Annotated in this window: 17 protein-coding genes; 2 read left to right on the forward strand and 15 right to left on the reverse strand. The window is 53.5% G+C overall.

The features are described 5' to 3' along the window. Nucleotides 1-203: hypothetical protein (locus tag VMT62_13020; GenBank protein HVN97343.1), on the forward strand; the 203-nt coding region annotated here is incomplete at its 5' end. 242 nt (nt 204-445) lie between these two features. Here the strand turns inward: VMT62_13020 and VMT62_13025 are convergent. From VMT62_13025 to VMT62_13080, 12 genes are all read right to left on the reverse strand, one after another. Further along, nucleotides 446-1,723 carry a hypothetical protein gene (locus VMT62_13025; protein HVN97344.1) on the reverse strand — a complete coding sequence of 426 codons (1,278 nt, stop codon included), beginning with the start codon at nt 1,721-1,723 and terminating at the stop codon, nt 446-448. Between the two features lie 87 nt (nt 1,724-1,810). Then, nucleotides 1,811-2,131 carry a hypothetical protein gene (locus VMT62_13030; protein ID HVN97345.1) on the reverse strand — a complete coding sequence of 107 codons (321 nt, stop codon included), beginning with the start codon at nt 2,129-2,131 and terminating at the stop codon, nt 1,811-1,813. A gap of 48 nt (nt 2,132-2,179) precedes the next feature. Further along, on the reverse strand, nt 2,180-3,160 hold the full coding sequence (locus VMT62_13035) for an oligopeptide/dipeptide ABC transporter ATP-binding protein (protein HVN97346.1): 981 nt from the start codon (nt 3,158-3,160) through the stop codon (nt 2,180-2,182). After that, nucleotides 3,150-4,148: an ABC transporter ATP-binding protein gene (locus VMT62_13040; GenBank protein ID HVN97347.1), complete on the reverse strand. Its 999-nt coding sequence runs from the start codon at nt 4,146-4,148 to the stop codon at nt 3,150-3,152. Before VMT62_13040 ends, VMT62_13035 begins: the two co-directional genes overlap by 11 nt. Nucleotides 4,149-4,172: 24 nt before the next feature. Then, complete coding sequence (locus VMT62_13045) at nt 4,173-5,063, reverse strand: ABC transporter permease (GenBank protein ID HVN97348.1); 891 nt, start codon at nt 5,061-5,063, stop codon at nt 4,173-4,175. Further along, nucleotides 5,056-6,012, reverse strand: a complete 957-nt coding sequence (locus VMT62_13050) for an ABC transporter permease (protein HVN97349.1) — start codon at nt 6,010-6,012, stop codon at nt 5,056-5,058. The genes VMT62_13045 and VMT62_13050 overlap by 8 nt, the downstream gene beginning before the upstream one ends. 19 nt (nt 6,013-6,031) lie before the next feature. Next, the gene (locus tag VMT62_13055) at nt 6,032-7,624 is read right to left on the reverse strand and encodes an ABC transporter substrate-binding protein (GenBank protein HVN97350.1); all 1,593 of its coding nucleotides are present in this window, start codon (nt 7,622-7,624) and stop codon (nt 6,032-6,034) included. Between the two features lie 83 nt (nt 7,625-7,707). Further along, nucleotides 7,708-8,526 (reverse strand): SDR family oxidoreductase, encoded by an 819-nt coding sequence (locus VMT62_13060; GenBank protein ID HVN97351.1) that lies wholly within the window; start codon nt 8,524-8,526, stop codon nt 7,708-7,710. 59 nt (nt 8,527-8,585) lie between these two features. Continuing rightward, nucleotides 8,586-9,893 (reverse strand): hypothetical protein, encoded by a 1,308-nt coding sequence (locus tag VMT62_13065; protein ID HVN97352.1) that lies wholly within the window; start codon nt 9,891-9,893, stop codon nt 8,586-8,588. A gap of 12 nt (nt 9,894-9,905) precedes the next feature. After that, nucleotides 9,906-10,214, reverse strand: a complete 309-nt coding sequence (locus VMT62_13070) for a hypothetical protein (protein HVN97353.1) — start codon at nt 10,212-10,214, stop codon at nt 9,906-9,908. A 29-nt stretch (nt 10,215-10,243) separates the two neighbouring features. After that, nucleotides 10,244-11,173, reverse strand: a complete 930-nt coding sequence (locus tag VMT62_13075) for an FAD-dependent oxidoreductase (protein ID HVN97354.1) — start codon at nt 11,171-11,173, stop codon at nt 10,244-10,246. A gap of 29 nt (nt 11,174-11,202) precedes the next feature. Continuing rightward, entirely contained in the window at nt 11,203-11,640 is a 438-nt protein-coding gene (locus tag VMT62_13080) for a hypothetical protein (protein ID HVN97355.1), read from the reverse strand. A gap of 321 nt (nt 11,641-11,961) precedes the next feature. Between VMT62_13080 and VMT62_13085 the strand changes: the two genes are divergently transcribed. Then, a complete protein-coding gene (locus VMT62_13085) occupies nt 11,962-12,738 on the forward strand; it encodes an IclR family transcriptional regulator (GenBank protein HVN97356.1) in 777 nt (258 codons plus the stop codon). A gap of 237 nt (nt 12,739-12,975) precedes the next feature. On the opposite strand, the gene VMT62_13090 is transcribed toward VMT62_13085, so the two are convergent. The 3 genes from VMT62_13090 to VMT62_13100 form a co-directional block, all read right to left on the reverse strand. Beyond that, nucleotides 12,976-13,158: a helix-turn-helix domain-containing protein gene (locus VMT62_13090; GenBank protein HVN97357.1), complete on the reverse strand. Its 183-nt coding sequence runs from the start codon at nt 13,156-13,158 to the stop codon at nt 12,976-12,978. A gap of 482 nt (nt 13,159-13,640) precedes the next feature. Further along, nucleotides 13,641-16,070 carry a PAS domain S-box protein gene (locus VMT62_13095; protein HVN97358.1) on the reverse strand — a complete coding sequence of 810 codons (2,430 nt, stop codon included), beginning with the start codon at nt 16,068-16,070 and terminating at the stop codon, nt 13,641-13,643. A 209-nt stretch (nt 16,071-16,279) separates the two neighbouring features. Further along, the coding region (locus VMT62_13100; GenBank protein HVN97359.1) for a chemotaxis protein CheB at nt 16,280-16,872 on the reverse strand (593 nt) is incomplete at its 5' end.

Consider the following 16,872-nt stretch of genomic DNA (forward strand, 5'->3'; position numbering starts at 1 on the left):
TCATGATGCCCAAAAAGAATGGCAAGCAAGTCTACGAACAGATACTGAGAACCAAACCTGCCCTCAAAGTCCTCTTCACGAGCGGCTATACCAGGGAGGTCCTCGTCGGCAAGGGGATTTACGAGTCTTCGTACAACCTTATATTAAAGCCGCTGTCGCCTAACGAGTTGCTACAGAAAGTCAGGGAAATACTCGATGGGTGAGACTGACCCGTTCACGGGGCAGAGGAACAGTTTCCCCCGCCCTTCCCCTGGATAAGAATGGCGTGCCTCTGTAGATTTTGGCGATGAAAGGGGGGCGCTTTTCCACGCCCCGCAAGTGTATCGCGTGATCGCCGCAAAAGCGCCCTCAATCAGTCCGACGAAGGCCTGTCGCTCTTCCCGACAGCGGTAGGTCTGTTTCAACCGAGAAACCATTCATAAGAGTGCCCTTATGGACGCCCTCCTCAATACCGCTCATATACGGGAACGATATTGCGGTATTTAGCCACCAGTTTGCTCCAGCCTGCAGGCAGGGTGATCTTCTTGGTCCGCCACTTTGCCCCGCCAAGTGCCGAGCCGCAGGCAAGGCCTATAAAAGCACCCGGTCCGCCAGCTACGATGAGCCGAACAAAATCAGGGTTGGGGATGACTGCCATCGAATCCATTTGGTTCATCGGGACCGCACCCTGTTTGGCTATGGCTTTGTTGGTTTCGTAGTAATAAGGGTGACGGTACGCGGGGACGCGACCGAATTCACAGACATATTTGAGAATCATCGGTTTTGTCCATCCCTTTTTTGCAAGCACCTTGGCATGTACCGGCGTCAGGATGAAGCAGCTTAAGCCGCCTCTCCCAGGCTGAAGGTTGTAGGCGATGCCGTTGAGTATACCCCTGTCGTCAGAACCGTAGGGCCAGATCTGGCTGTAACAGTTGGGGTAGAAGAAACTGACGGCGCTCTCATTTTTCCCCAGACCCTCCTCCACGTGAAGGGGCTCCCAGGGACTTTCTTCCTCATTCTCACCGATAACCATGGAGTACTTTCCGGGGTTCCCGAGCACGCCCATGTCCTCGACACCTTTCCGGGCGCCTCCAAGGTTCTTGATAATGAGTCCCATAGCACGGCCCACGGCGGCATTGGCAATATTACCCGGACTCAAGGCCCCGCTTCCGCTGTTCACATTAATATCGGTTCTCACGGGGCCGTTTATGATCCAGAAGGGTGTCCATGAACCCGTACTGGTATTGAAGGTTCCAAACCGTGCCAGCGGGTCAAGGAGTGCTTCGATACAGGCTATCAATACAGGCATGTGTGTAGGTAGCGCACCCGCCATGACCGCGTTCACGGCGATCTTTTCCACAGTCGCTTTGCCCATGCGCGGCTCGATCTTGCCCACAATACGATCCGCAGGCAAGTCCGTCCCCGTGAGCATTTCTTTGACGGCCTCTTCGGTAGGAGGTACGAGAGGGAGACCGTCTCCCCATCCTCTCCGGTAATAATACCGATTGACCTCCTCCAGTATCCCCTTAAAAACGATCCGCGCTGTCTCTCCCTTTTCCTTGGGTTTTGGTGACTCTTCATCGGCGTCGAGGGGTTTGGTCAGGCCCTCTACGATCCGATCCATTACCGTATCGATGGAGGTTTCAACCTCTTCCATAACGCTGCATTCGCAAGGAACGGTCTCCCCCACAATCCGTATACCCGGCATGCCTTTGTTTGACGAGGCAGACTGCCCGTCGATCACGAAGCCCTCGTTAGCCAACAGAATTGTCGGCCTGCGCATCTCTTCTATGGAGATCGCATCGTGAACGAGATACTTCGTGCAGGAGCCTCAGTCACCTACCGCAAGGATTACCGCATCAACCCCTTTCACCCATGTCTCGAAGCGCGCCCCGTTCTTGCTCTCCTTTTCGGGAACATTGGGCTCGCTTGAGGCATACCAACTCGTCGTAACTGTCGGGAAGTTTTGCTTTATTCGCCCTTCCACCGCCGAAAGGATCAGGTTTGCAGCCCTCTTGGTGTTCGCGAAAAGCCCGACGTGTTTACCCGCAAGGTCCTTAAGCCGGGGCGTGATCCCTTTCACCGGTACCGGGCCTGCCTCTGCCCAGGGACTAAGAACTTCGTAGCCCGTACCGCCTCTCTCGTTAGTCATAGTCTCCTCCTTGGTTGAATAGTCTTTATCACTTGCCATTTGCCGCTTCTACACGAGATGACATGCCACCTCATGTCTGTCACCAGTATCGTGGAGCACAGGTACAAACTGTTCGCAATCCGGTATGGAGAGGGGGCATCGAGGGTGAAAGTGGCAGCCCTGGGGCGGATTCACGGGGCTTGGCACCTCTCCGGTGAGGACTGTGCGAGCGCGGGACCTCTCTATTATCGGGTCGGCCACGGGTACCGCCGACAGAAGAGCTTTAGTGTACGGATGAAGCGGGTTTTCATAGAGTGTAGCCTGGTCGACGATTTCCACTATCCTGCCTAGGTACATTACTGCAATGCGAGTACTGATGTGACGCACAACGGCAAGGTCGTGGGCGATAAACAGGTAAGTGAGTCCCTTCAATCCGCTCTGCAGCTCCTGGAAAAGATTGATGATTTGAGCCTGGATCGATACATCGAGCGCAGATATCGGCTCATCACAGACGATCAAAGAGGGATCACCTGCGAGCGCCCTTGCGATGGCAATCCGTTGTCGCTGTCCTCCACTGAACTCATGAGGAACCCTGTCGATCATGGCGGCATCGAGTCCCACAAGCCCAAAAAGCTCGGCAACCCGCTGTCTGTATTCGCCCCGGTTTTTCACCAGCTTGTGGATGAGAAGCGGCTCGCCCACAATGCTGCCGGCACTCTGCCTGGGGTCGAGGGACGCGTAGGGATCCTGAAACACAAGGGACATTTTGCGCCGAAGTGGCCGTATTCTGCTTTGCGGCCACTGAGAGATGGCCTGCCCTTCAAACCAGATTTGACCTTCGGTCGGACGAATCAGGCGTGTAATGCAACGCCCCGTGGTCGTTTTGCCGCAACCGCTCTCGCCCACGAGCCCCAGGGTTTCCCCCCTGCTCAAGGAGAAGGTCACACCATCAACCGCCTTTACCTCACCGATTTTACGCCGCATAAGACCCCTGGTGATAGGGAAATGCACGCGGAGATCGACCACATTCAGGAGGATGTCATCCGTCATGATGATCTTCCTCGGGTTTAACAAAGCAGGAGACGTAATGTCCCTCCCTGACCGACTCCAGCATGGGCCAGGGCTTTTCCTCACACTCCCTGATGTGGTACCGGCATCTCGGAAGGAATGCGCAGGTCGGAGGCATCTCTATGAGATCGGGCAGAAGACCCGGGATCGGCACGAGTTTCTTTCCGGGCGGCTCATTGAGCCGGGGTACGGATTTGAGAAGGCCCATGGTGTAAGGATGGCGCGGGGACACGAAGAGGTCCGTACACGTCCCGGACTCGATTACCCGGCCCGCGTACATCACGTAAATACGGTCGGCATAGCGCGCCACAACCCCAAGATTGTGGGTTACTATAACAAGAGAAGAGTCGAACCGTTTCACCATGCCGCCGAGCAGTTCGAGCAATTGGGCCTGCGTGGTCACATCGAGAGCAGTGGTGGGCTCGTCGGCGATAATCAGCCTGGGCTGACATGAGATGGCCATGGCGATCATGACGCGCTGTCGCATCCCTCCGCTGAACTGATATGGGTAGTCATCGATCCGTTCAGCGGCATCGGGAATACCTACGAGACCGAGCAGCTCGACGCAGCGCTCGCGGGCCGCCCGACTGCTCATCCCAAGGTGGACCTCGAGGGCCTCGGTCATCTGCCGTTCGATAGTCAAGACCGGGTTGAGAGAAGTCATCGGTTCCTGGAATATCATGGCGATTTTGCCGCCACGAATGCGATGAAGTTCTTGTGATTTTGTCTCTAACCGGAGCAGGTCCTCTCCCTCAAACAGGACCCTTCCTGCTGTGACCTTCCCCGGTGGAGAGGGTATCAACTGCAGGACCGAGAGCTGCGTTACCGATTTTCCGCAGCCGCTCTCGCCCACTATGCCGACGATCTCGTTCGCACCCACATGGTAGGAGACCCCGTCAACAGCCTTCACCAAACCCTGCTCTGTGGTAAAGCTCGTCCTCAGGTTCTCCACGGTTAACAGAGCAGCCATGCTAACTCCTTACCTCGCAGCAGTTCACAAAGTCCCCCGGAGTTTTGGATCAAGGGCATCCCTTAATCCGTCACCAACCATGTTGAATGCAAACACCACGAGCATAATAGCGAGCCCCGGCGCGAACGAAAGGACCGGCTGTGTTCTGAGGTAGAGATAGCCGTCACTCACCATTTTCCCCCAGGCGGCTTTGGGCGCCTCAATTCCCAACCCCAGGAAACTCAGGCCTGCCTCAGAGAGGATTGCCATACCTATGTTCACGGTTATGAGCACGATAAGGGGCGGGAAGCAGTTCGGCAGAATATGGCGTATCATGACCCGTATATTGGTGGCCCCAATTGAGCGAGCAGCGGTCACATAGTCGTTTTCCCTGACGGAAAGGACCTGGGCGCACATAAGCCGGCAATAGGCAGGGATGAGGGCGATACCAATGGCAAACATGACGTTCTTCATGCCCGCTCCCAGTATTCCAGCCAGAATGAGCGCCATGAGGATGGGCGGGAAGCACATCATCGCGTCAATGAACCGCATAATGAAGGTATAACCTTTGCCCCCGAAAAACCCGGCGATCAAGCCCAGGGTCATGCCAATCAAAGCCGCAATGGCCACTGCCACGATGCCGATCATCAAGGACGTGCGGGTTCCGTAAATGATCCGGCTCAGCGTGTCTCTGCCCACGGCATCGGTCCCAAGCCAATGGTTGAAGCCTGGTTTTTGGAGGGCGCCGCTGAGATTCTGTTCGTAGGGATCGTACGGCGCAAGATACGGCGCGAGCAAAGCGCATATGATCAGGCCAGCGATGGTCACGACACCGAAAATCACGATCCTGCGGCCGAGAAAAACTCTTACCACCCGTCTGAACTCACTGGCATGCGCCTTGACCCGGGTTTCTTTCACATGTCCATGTTTAGTCATACCGTATCCTCGGGTCGAGCCATCCATAAGAAAGATCAACAATCAGATTCGATAAGAGGATGGTGACTGCAATAACAAGAACTGCCCCCTGCACCACCGGATAGTCCTGCGCAAGGATGCCATCGACGGTCATTCTGCCCATACCCGGGATGTTGAAGACGGTCTCAACGAGGACGGCGCCGCCGAACAGGTAACGAACCGTCATGCCTGTGAGGGTGACAACGGGAATCATAGCGTTCTTGAGTGCGTGACGCATCACAATCACCCTTTCTTTCAGCCCCTTTGCCCTTGCCGTTCTGATGTAATCCTGTCGGATGACCTCAAGCATACTCGACCGGGTCTGGCGCATACTCGACGCAATCGAAAAAACCGCAAGACAGAACACGGGCATAACCACCTGTTTCAGGCTCACCCAAAAGTTGGTGAAGGGTGATGTGTAGCCAAACACGGGTAACCATTTAAGGATCAGTCCAAAGACATAGACGAGAAGGATACCAAGCCAGAACACAGGCACTGTAACCCCCATGTTGGCCACAGTGGTGACAAGGGTATCAAGCCAACTGCCCCTCCGCATAGCACTGATCACTCCCAGTGGAATGCTCACCACCACGCTGAGCAATAGAGAAAGAAAGGTAAGGTAGAAGGTGATGGGTACGCGTCTTTTCAACTCGGCGCTCACGCTGCTCCGGTTGAGGATCGATGTCCCGAGGTCTCCCCGAACCGCCCCTGAGACCCAGCGAAGGTACTGCACCATCACTGGCTTGTCCAGTCCGAATTCTTTCCGTATGTTGTCGATCTGTTCCTGCGAGGAGCCCTCTACATCCCTCATAGTCATGTACATGAGGATGGGGTCTCCCGGCAACAGGCGCATGGTGAGAAAGACCATCAGTGAGACCAGAAGCAGCACCACTACCGATTGCAAACTCCGGCGGATAATAAAAGTTGTCACTACGCCCGCCCCTGATACCTCACTTACTGAGCCAGGCAGTCTCCGGAGTCCAGAAGGGCCAGGTTGCGAGTTTCAAGTGATTCGTATCATGCACATTCTTTTGATAGACACAGGCCCGGACGGTAACATGAACGGGGATAAGCGTAGTGTCGGCCTGGATCAACTTCAACACCTTCTGTATCTTCGGAAACTCGGGATTAGTGGTGGACAATCCTTCCTTGAGCAGGGCTGCCTCCCCCGCCGGCTTCTTGAGACTCGGAAAATCGGCCGAGGTTGGTCCGAGGTACTCGGTGATGAACTGAAGAAAATTGGGCCGGTAACCGATCGCCATGAGCAGAAAACCATTCTTCCATCCCTTTCTGCGATAGTCGGTGAACTTCCCCTGGTCCAGTACCTCCACATCAGCCGTTATTCCCACTTTGGCCAGATACCCCTGGATCCCTAAAGCCACGTCAGGGTCAACGGCCCAGGGCTGGGGCAGGATCTTGATCTTCATGCCTTTGGCGTAGCCGGCCTGTGTGAGCAGTTGTTTGGCCTTCTGTACATTGTACTTCCGGTCCTGGAAATTCCGATCATAGGCCAGGGTTCCAATGGGAGGCAGCTGGTAAGCTGCCGTCCAGAAACCATAGCTTTTTGCCTTGGCTATTGCCTCTTTGTCAATGGCATATTCTACTGCCTCACGGACCCTTTTATCCGCCAGAGGCGAATCGGCGTTTGCGCTGTCGGGTATCAGGCAGACTACACCGGCAGGGTTGGTGAACACATTGAGGCCGGCATCCCTCAAATCGGCCACCATCTTTCCTGACTCCGCGTTGAGGATGTGGGCCTCTTTGGTGAGCATCGCGTTTGCCTCAGTCATCGGGTCTTTGATGTACACGTATTCCACACCGTCGAGATAAGGTTTGCCTTTCTGCCAGTAACCAGGGAACTTCTTGAAGACCGCACGAACGTCACGTTCAAAGCTTACAAATTCAAAGGGACCGGTGCCTATCGGGGCCCATCGGATGCCCTCCAAGCCTTTGGTTTTATAAGCGGTGGGCGAAACCATACCGGACGTAATCACGGAAGCAAAACGGCTAAGAACAGTATTCTGATATTCCGTAAGGTTCACTTTCACCGTATAGTTGTCGATAACCTCGATAGATGCCCACGCGTCTGTCCCCGGGAGCTTGGCGGCCTTCGTTGCCTCCAGATTGAACTTGACCGCTTCACCGTCGAAATCCGTGCCATCGTGAAACTTTACCCCCTTTCTCAAGGTGAAGGTGATCGAACTTTTGTCAGGCGCAATCTTCCAGGCTGTGGCCAGCAGCGGTTCTATACGACCATCATAGTATTGACGTACCAGAGTCTCGATTGCCGGGGTCGACGCGACTACGGACTCACCCACCGTTTCCGCCGGCCATCCGAAGGGAGTTTTGGGACCAGCGGCCTCGATGATCTTGAGAACCCCACCGTACTGTGGCTGCGGCGCATTTGTCAATGCCGGTTTGGCTGGAGTTTTGGGTGTTATCTTGTCGGCTGTCTGCCCGGGGCTACCAATGAACATCAGAGAGACCGTCACAATAAGACAACCCAGGAATCTTAGCACTTTCAAAGAACCCTTTGTCCGCATAGTCGTTCCTCCTGATCAGTTTTCTACAACTCCGCCCGGCTTTGAACAGGTAAAGTTGTCGTTTCTCGTAACTTTCATCTTCTTCATCCCCCCAAAGCCAGTAAACCGCCGTCCACGCCGAGAATCTGACCGGTAATATACTGGGCGTCGTCACAGGCAAGAAATAGCGCCGCCCGGGCTACATCCCAGGGCAGGCCCATTCGCTTCATGGGAATCCTCTGGCTCCGTTCGGTTCGCATTCTCTCCGGATCATTCCCGTAGAAACGGAGGAGTTCGTGATAAATGGTGGGACTGTCTATCATGCCCGGCATGATGCAATTGACGCGGACCCCTTTATCCGCCATCTCAACCGCAAGGCTTAGCGTGAGCGAGTTGACTGCTGCTTTGGATACGGTATAGATGAACATCTTGGGGTCTCCGTGACGCACTGCCGCCAGAGAGGAGACGGTGAGAATAACTCCTCGCTTACAGGCAACCATGTGTGGGATAACGGCACGGGAGGTATGAAAGATACTCTTCACATTGACATTCATCACGAGGTCCCAGTCTTTCTCATCGGCATCGAGTATGCCTCCGGGGTTTCGTGGCACGATCCCGACGTTATTGTGGAGGATATCGACCTGCCCGAACAGGCGAATGGCTTGAGCCACCATCGAATGGCAATCATCGGAGACGGTCACGTCCGCCTCAAAGGCCGAGCACGTTCCGCCCTCGGCCTCGATCAGCCGTCTCGTCTCGTCCGCCGAAGGACCGTTCAGGTCAACCGCAAGAACCCTCGCTCCTTCAGAAGCGTAAGTAATTGCAGCGGCCCTCCCGTTTCCTACCGGGTCGTAGCCTTCAGGTGCCGGGACGGTCCCTGCCCCGGTCACGATCGCCACCTTGTCTCTCAGTCGTTCGCCCATAATCCTTCCCACAGGTTCACAGTTTGCTGTCTCAAGTCATAGCCGGTAATTTCGACCGCCTACCTCCATTTGTCAACGAGCACTGAGCGGGGCCTGGAGAACTGCCAGGTCTGTACAAAGGGATTCGATTCGCCGCCTACCACAACGATGAGGATAGAATCTTCCGGAAAGATTGGAATCTCTTCTTCCGGGGGGACGTCCAGATATCTGGCAGGCCATAAGCCTTTTTGGCCGTACCAGGGTTTCCCCTTGAGTGAGGGTTCAATAAAGGGAGCATAAAAGAAATCTGATTTGAAATCCTTCGCCTTCCTTGTCGCGTGCGAGTGGATGTATTTCTCCGCCTGTTGCTTGGTGAAACCCTTGTCCGACACCCGCCTTGCCCACATGGGGTCCATGAACACGAGAACACCTGTCGGGAGTTCGTACGTGGCAATACTCTTTGCCACGTGGTTAAGATCCACTTCTCCATAGGGCGAATGGTGACTCCATCCACCGCTCAACATCGATATAACGCTCTCATCGGTTTTGAAGCCACAAGACACGTGGAAAGGCTCCCAGGGGCTCTTGGCCTCGTTTTCCGCGAAGGCAAAGCTGTATTTCCCGGGGTTTCCGAGACTGCTCAGATCACTCACGCCACTTCTCGATCCTCCGAGACAGATAAAGGCCAACCTCTGGAACCGCCCGATCGTGGCATTTGCCTTATTGCCTGTGCCTGATCCCAACGCATTGATGCCCGAATTCATGCCTATCTGTTTAGCCACGGGGCCATTTACCACGGTAACAAACGAGAACGAGGAGGTCGAACGAACCGATGATGAGAACCTTTCGTCAGACATTGCCTCGACCATGGCAAGAAGAACAGGCATGTATCTTGGCTCACATCCTGCCATAACTCCGACTGTGGCTACCTTCTCGACCGTGACAATCTGGCTCTCCGGAAGCATTTCTTTGCTCACTATGTCGTCCGGCGCATGATTCGTGCCCTTCAACATCGCCCTGACCGCTTCCTCGGTCGGGGGTAAGATAGGTAGACCGTCCGTCCACCCGCTCCTGTAATAAAAGGCTTGAACCTCGTCAAGAGTGCCGTTGAAGACTACCCTTGTCTGTTGTTTCACCTCTTTTTTTGGGGGAGACTTCTCCTTATCCGTCAAGGGGGATGTCAATGCCGTCAGGAGCTCGCTCATTACGGCCGGCAATTCCGCGTCGGTGACGTCTCCACACGGATGACGCACCACAACTCTACGCAGCACCGCCATGCCTTCCTTTTCGCAACTTATCTGAACGTCGGCCCGGAACGGCTCGTCGACAACGTAAACACCCGGTACACCTGCCTTTTCAAGAAGGATCGACCAGTGGGCACCCCACATGGAACAGGAGCCTCAGGCCCCGCAGCCGTAGATAAAAGCAGCTCCCTTGCTCTTGATCTCATCCCATAATTCAGGATCATCTGACATGTAAGCGCTTGTTTTCTTGCGAAAGACCGTCTTCACACCCGGAATCATCGAGGGCAAAGCCTCCGCGACCTTTTTGAGAAACTGATCCGCGTTGCCAACATGCTGGCTCACGCAAAAGACCGTTTTACCGGCAAGGTTGGCAACTCTCTCGGCGAGAGGCAGCGGCTCCACTTCCTTTGCCACTCCGGCGGGGTTCAGTACGGCGAACATGCTTTCGGAACCATTCGGCGTCATCTCAATTCCTCCTCATCCCCAATTTGGCGCTAACGGGCATCGCTCATCTGCAGCATACGTTGTAGCGCGATGGCAGCCGTTGCGCCATCTCCAACGGCGGAGGCCACCTGCCATGGCGAACCGGCCCTGATGTCACCGGCCGCGTACACGTAAGACAATTCGGTCTCCAGCTGGCTTCCTACCAGTATCTGTCCCCGTTCGTCGAGCGGGACCGTTCCATCGAGATATTCCGTGTTCGGTTCGATCCCCACATGGACAAGGACCCCATCAACGGCGAGGCTCTGTTCCTTGCCCGTCTCATGGTGGGTTACCACTATTTCTCCGACGCTCTGGCCGCCCTTAATTTCCCTGACCCTCTCGCCGCATCGAATTTCGATTTTAGGATTGGCCCTGGCTCGTTTCTGAAGAACTGCGGTCGCAGTGAGGCCCGGGAGTGCCTCGATGATGATGACTCTGGACGCAAGTTTTGTAAGATACAACGCCTCCGTGACCCCGGCGTCCCCTCCCCCGCACACGGCAACCACTCCATCAGCAAATTGGCCCCCATCACAAAGCGCACAATGAATGATCCCTTTTCTTTGGAAAGCTTGTTCACCGGGCACGGCGAGCGGCTTTGAATGGGAACCACCGGCCAGGATGATCGCAAGGGATGTAAAACTTTTTCCATTGGCACAGAAGACGGATCGACAACTCGTAAAGGATTCGATGCCGGTCACCTCGCCTTGCTCGAGTTCCACGCCGCATCGAATAGCCTGATCAACCATGGCCGCCGCAAGTTGCGGCCCACCGATGCCTTCGGCGAAGCCAGGATAGTTCTCAATCCGTTCTACGTTTTTTAGTTGTCCGCCGAACTGCTCTTTTTCCAAGAGAAGTACCCGATATTTTGCACGGCCGAGGTAGATGCCAGCCGTTAGTCCCGCTGGCCCCCCGCCGACGATGATCACATCATAGTCGAGCATTGAAGCTCAAACCTCCTCAAATACACTCCTCATGTTTCCCTGATGAGTTCATACCGTCCGGCAGTGACCGTCGTAAAGTGAAAGATCGGTCTGTCAACCCTCTTCACCGCGATCCAGTGTCTCATGCCCCTGGGGACGAAGGTAAGAGCGCTCTTTGTGAGAACATGCTTTTCACCTTCCAGCCACATCTCAATCTCTCCGCCCAGATCGTGGGGGTCATCGGGATTACTTCCGAAAAAACCGATGATCTCGTCGGCTTCGTGGGTGTGGGCCGACTGTTCCGGCTGGGGCGTAGCAGGCGGCCTCACGTACCACGAACAGTTCATCTGAAATGCTCCATCCACAACTTTGTCGTCCATCCAGAGAATCCTGGTCGCCCACTGCGCGTAGCTCGTTATTCGCTCAGGAGTGAACGCCGGGGTCTTAAGTTCCGTTACGATCTGTTTGCCGTATTTCGATTCCGCCATTCTTTCTACTCCTCTTAAGATTTGGTCATTGCAAACGCTTCAGTTTTGGCCGGTGCGACCATATGCGCGGGATTGCCATCATCCCATGGAGACATAGGCCGTGAGAAGCCCATGGTTTAATGTTTGCGTGGAAATATTTCTTTCTCGGGCTGAAGGCTTCCTCCTCAAGTGGTTGAACGGGAATCTTTTCCCATCCATACGAACTCAATGCAAGCGCCGCCGATCTTGATTGAGTCTGTCATAAATCATATTTCATTGTCAATATAAAAACATAATTGTCCTATTGACAACTATTATCTAACTTTCGTATTCTACCATGAGATGGCTACAGACGATCTGCGATACAAAACGCTTAAGGATTTCGGGAGGATACTTTCCATCTTTGAAAGCGACCAAGGAGAAGAGAGGAGTGTGAGCGACATCGCCAGGCTGCTTGAGATGCTTCCAAGCAAAGTGTCCCGCATGATGAAGACATTGCAAAGCGAGGGGCTCTTCGAAAGGAACCCCGAGAGCGGGAGATACCGGACGGGAGGCAGATTCCTTCAAGTCGGACTGCTCTATGTGCTGAACCATCCTCTGCGCCGGATCATCCTTCCTCACGTGGAACAGATAAACAAGGATTTCGGCCTTCTGACGAGCTGGGGGATCTTCCGAAACCTCAGGGTCATCGTTGTGGATCGTCTCGGTCCAGGCGAAGGTCACTACATGCATCCCCTTGGATCAGGTCCACCCCTGCACTCATCATCGTATGGAAAGATCTTTCTCGCTTATCAGCCGCCCGAAGAACAGGAACGGATACTGAGGTCCATGAATTTTCAAAAGTTGACCGCAGCAACCATAACGGACGTGAAGTCGATCAAGCAAGAGCTGGCAAGGATAAGGAAAAGGGGTTATGCGTTTGATGACGGTGGAACGCAAGAGGGATTAGTCTGTCTCACAACCCCGGTACTCAACGATAGCGGTGATGTTGCAGCCGCACTAACCATTGGCGGCAGACAACCGAACCTTATGAAGAGCAGGCTCTCAAAGCTGGCACCGTGTTTGGCCGAGAAGACTCTCTTCATCTCCCGTCAGCTTGGATACACTTCCGAAAGATGACCACGAAGACAAATCACGGACCTCGCTCATGCGACCTTCTTTGTACTCAACACGAAGGCAATTATCTTCGCGCAAACGTATAGATTCTGCGGGGCCGATCTTATACTTAACCGACAATGGTATAACGCGGCCGATGACTAGAGGCGTTGTACGAACGCTCAGTGATCGATTTCGGGAAGATAATCCTCGATAAATGGCGGAACGTCAATCAAAGGACGTCATGGCTCATATCAGCCTTTACGTCCTATCCTCTTCGCCGCCAAGACCATCAATGAACCGATTTATCTCCGACTCCTTGAAAAGTGTTCTACCGCCTATCTTCACGCTTGTCAGTTTCTTACTGGACATCAAGCGATAAACCGACGGTTTTGATAGGCGGAGAATCTTGGCCACTTCGTTGATCGTATACAGGCTGTCCATGGACATATTATGTCCTAACAGTAACATATTGTCAACTACATTAGCTTAAGCTATCATAGGCTATTGTTTTATCTTGTAAAGAGTTACATTATGTCATGTAACCATATCATATGACATAACTTCTAATGGCTCAATCTCACAATACTTTGGTGCTCGACAACCGTCTAATGTGCAAAACCCTTCTGAAACCACTCATTTGTATACAAACGTGGTAGACTTTACCATCACTAAATCGAGATCTTTGAAAGGTGGCGGATATTTTCGGGGTGTAAGTACAACTCTTCAAATGACTGGTAAAATGTGGCGGGGCATTCGGAGCCTCCACCGTGCCAAACCCAATGGGAGAAATCTACATGATGATCCAGAAGAACATGCTGGACGGGGTCAACGCGCCCACATCGGTTCTCCGGACCAAGAAGTTTGTGAAAAACCGCTATCCGAATATCACAAGGAATAAACTGTACGGTGGGACGATACTTGTCCTAGTTGTGCGCATTATCCAGTACCTCTCTAACCTTCCGCAGAAGAGTAGTGGGCGAGATTGGCTTCTGAAGAAAGCCAAACTCTCCATCCTTGATGCCTTTGTCGAGAACAACATCTCTGGTGTGGCCACTTATGAAGATCACTTTGATGTCAGGTTTGAGTGCACGTATCTCGTTATAAGCTTCCCGTCCGTTTTTCTTGGGCATGACCGAGTCGAGGATCAGAAGTTGTACCGTATCGGCTTTTTTGCACTGTTTCACCGCGTCGTGACCATCAATCGCCGTGATTGTCACATATCCATAGTGTGTAAGCACTTTATCGATAAGCTCCCTTACTGCCTCGTTATCCTCTGCGATTAGAACGATCTCCTGGCCTCCCTTAATGGGCGCTGCTATGGATGTTTCTTCCTTTGAGGCTCCCTCTGCCACAGGAAGGTAGATGCGGAAGGTCGTTCCTATGTGCGGTTCACTGTATACCGTAATATAGCCGTCATGCTGCTTTACTATTCCGTAGACGGTGGACAGTCCGAGACCCGTTCCTCGTCCCGCTTCCTTTGTGGTAAAGAAAGGATCAAAGATCCTTTTCTGCATCGTTTCATCCATTCCCACGCCGGTATCGGAGACAGAGAGAAGCGCGTATCGTCCGGATTTTCCGTAACCGTGGAGACGTTGGAACTCGTCGTCCAGGTCAATAAGCTGTGTCTCTATGGTAAAAGTACCGCCCTGCGGCATTGCGTCGCTGGCGTTCGTGGCTAGATTAAAGAGAATCTGATCGATCTGCGTTGCATCGGCCATGATAATAATGTCCTCAGCGGCAAGGTATGTCTCAATAGTCATATCCTCGGTGAGGAGGCGCCCGAGAAGCTTCTCCGTCCCCCTGATGATCTTGTGCAGACTGACGGGCTCAAGTCTGATTCTTTGTTGCCTGCTGAAGGCGAGAAGGTTCTGCACGAGTTCGGCGGCCTTCTGCGAAGCCGCCAGAATCTGGGCCACATAACCCAGGGATCTGCCATGCGCGACGTCCATTTGCAGAAGAGTGGCATATCCTATAAGTGCTGTAAGGATATTGTTAAAGTCATGGGCAATGCCCCCTGCTAAGGTGCCGATGGCTTCCATTTTCTGTGCCTGATAAAGTTGGGCTTCAAGGCGCGCCTTCTCTTGCCCGGCCCGTTTCAGATCTGTTATGTCGACTAACGATGCCACGCTTCTGTCCGTACCTGGGATCATGTCTATAACCAAATACATATCACGCACTTCTCCGGTTAGTGTGACGAACTGCAATCCATATTGCCTTGGAACGGCTTCAGCGTTCTTACGACGTAGATGATGTAAAGCCAACATCCTGCCCTGATCTTCTTTGGATACAAATTCGGTCCAGCTCTTCCTGCCTTCAATTTCCTCCTTGGTGTAACCGGCCAGGCGTTCAAACTCACTATTGCAGAAACTGATTGTCGTGTCATTCTCGATAATCATCGTCGCGGTTCCGGTGTTTTCAAAGAGCGTACGGTAGCGTTTTTCAGACTCGGATAGTTTGATTTCTGACTGCTTCCGGTCTGTGATGTCCTGGTTTACTCCGTATCTCTTAATGAGGCGACCCGAAGCATCCTTAGCGGCCGTTGCTCGTACCACGATATGGCGCACTTTACCATCGCGCCGAACAATACGGTGCTCTATATCGGGAGGGGATTCGGCAGGGCATCTGGCGAGATTCTGCCGCACGGCTTGAGATTGACGCAGCCTATCGTCAGGATGTACGAACCGTTCTGTATATTCGTCCCGGGTCATCCGGTATCCGCCTTCGCGCTCGGCGGTTGTCCCGTAAAAGGCATAAAACGCATCATTAAATATCAACACATTTTCGAGTGGATCAAGCTCCCAGTACACGATATTGGCAAGGCGCATGCCCTGCGATAACTGAAGCTCGCTCGCGCGCACGGCTTCTTCCATCTGTTTGCGTTTAGTAATGTCGCACACCACGCCGATCACATGCGGTTCACCTGCGGCGTCACGGTAGAGCGTTTTTGTCGTCTCGATTGATAGGATACCGCCATTTGAATCGGTTATTTGTTCTTCACTGATGTCTTGTTTCCCGGTCTCGAACACACGTCCTGCGCTTGTTATGAAAAGTTCAGCCTGCTTCTCTGGAAAAAGATCACGTGGGGTTTTTCCCAGCCACCGTTCGAGCGGTATTCCGGATTGTTCGCAAAGCGCCTTGTTGACGAAAACATGCCTGTATTGTCGATCAAGAATGAAGACTGGATCTCCAAGACAGTCGAGAATCGATTCACTGTATTCAAAGAATGTTATGGGACTATCCGCGTCCACATTGGTTCTTCCACTATTTCTTTGTTTTGCGGGCGAGCATTGGGGCGCCTCTCGCTGAGTGGAAACCAGACTTCTGATCTTCGCTCGCCTATTGCTATATACCATAGGCCAACCCTCGCAACATTGCATTGTTGTCTTCAAGGCCAAGTAATTGTTCCCCTGCCCGGCCACCGGCTGACCGTCCCGAGGTCCGTGACCTAAATTGCCGGCGCAACAGCGTGCAGCTTCGTCTCCATGATGGTCGTATCGCCACAAAGGCCCAAGGTGTGAGGTTATTCATCTGTGAGGTAGGTGCCCTCCTCTCGCAAACCGGTTCAGGCATGGTCGAGAACCGTCCTTGCGACGCGATTGAGGCTAACCACGGTGTCCACAGCCCCGAGCTTTATCGCTTCCTTTGGCATACCGAAGACCACACAGCTATTTTCGTCCTGCGCAATGTTATACGCGCCGGCTTCTTTCATCTCGAGCATCCCTTTTGCCCCGTCATCTCCCATTCCGGTCATGATGACGCCCACTGCATTCTTGCCCGCATAGCGAGACGCGGATCTAAAGAGGACATCCACGGAAGGCCTGTGCCTGCATACAAGAGGGCCTTCTTTCACCTCCACGTAGTACCGTGCCCCGCTTCTCTTGAGGAGTGTGTGTTTATTTCCGGGGGCGATGAGCGCCCGGCCTCGTATCACCGTGTCATCGTTCTCAGCCTCTTTTACCGTTATCCTGCAAAGTCCGTTCAGTCGGTCTGCAAAGGCACGGGTGAAATTCTCCGGCATATGCTGCACGATAATAATGCCGGGTGCGTCTTCAGGGAAAGATTCCAGAAGCTCCTTCAAGGCCTCTGTTCCTCCGGTAGACGCCCCCACGACCACTACCTTTTCTGTGGTCTGTATCATGGCGTCGCCGGTCTTTT

It is taken from the genome of Syntrophorhabdaceae bacterium (assembly GCA_035541755.1).
Taxonomy (GTDB): Bacteria; Desulfobacterota; Syntrophorhabdia; order Syntrophorhabdales; family Syntrophorhabdaceae; genus PNOF01.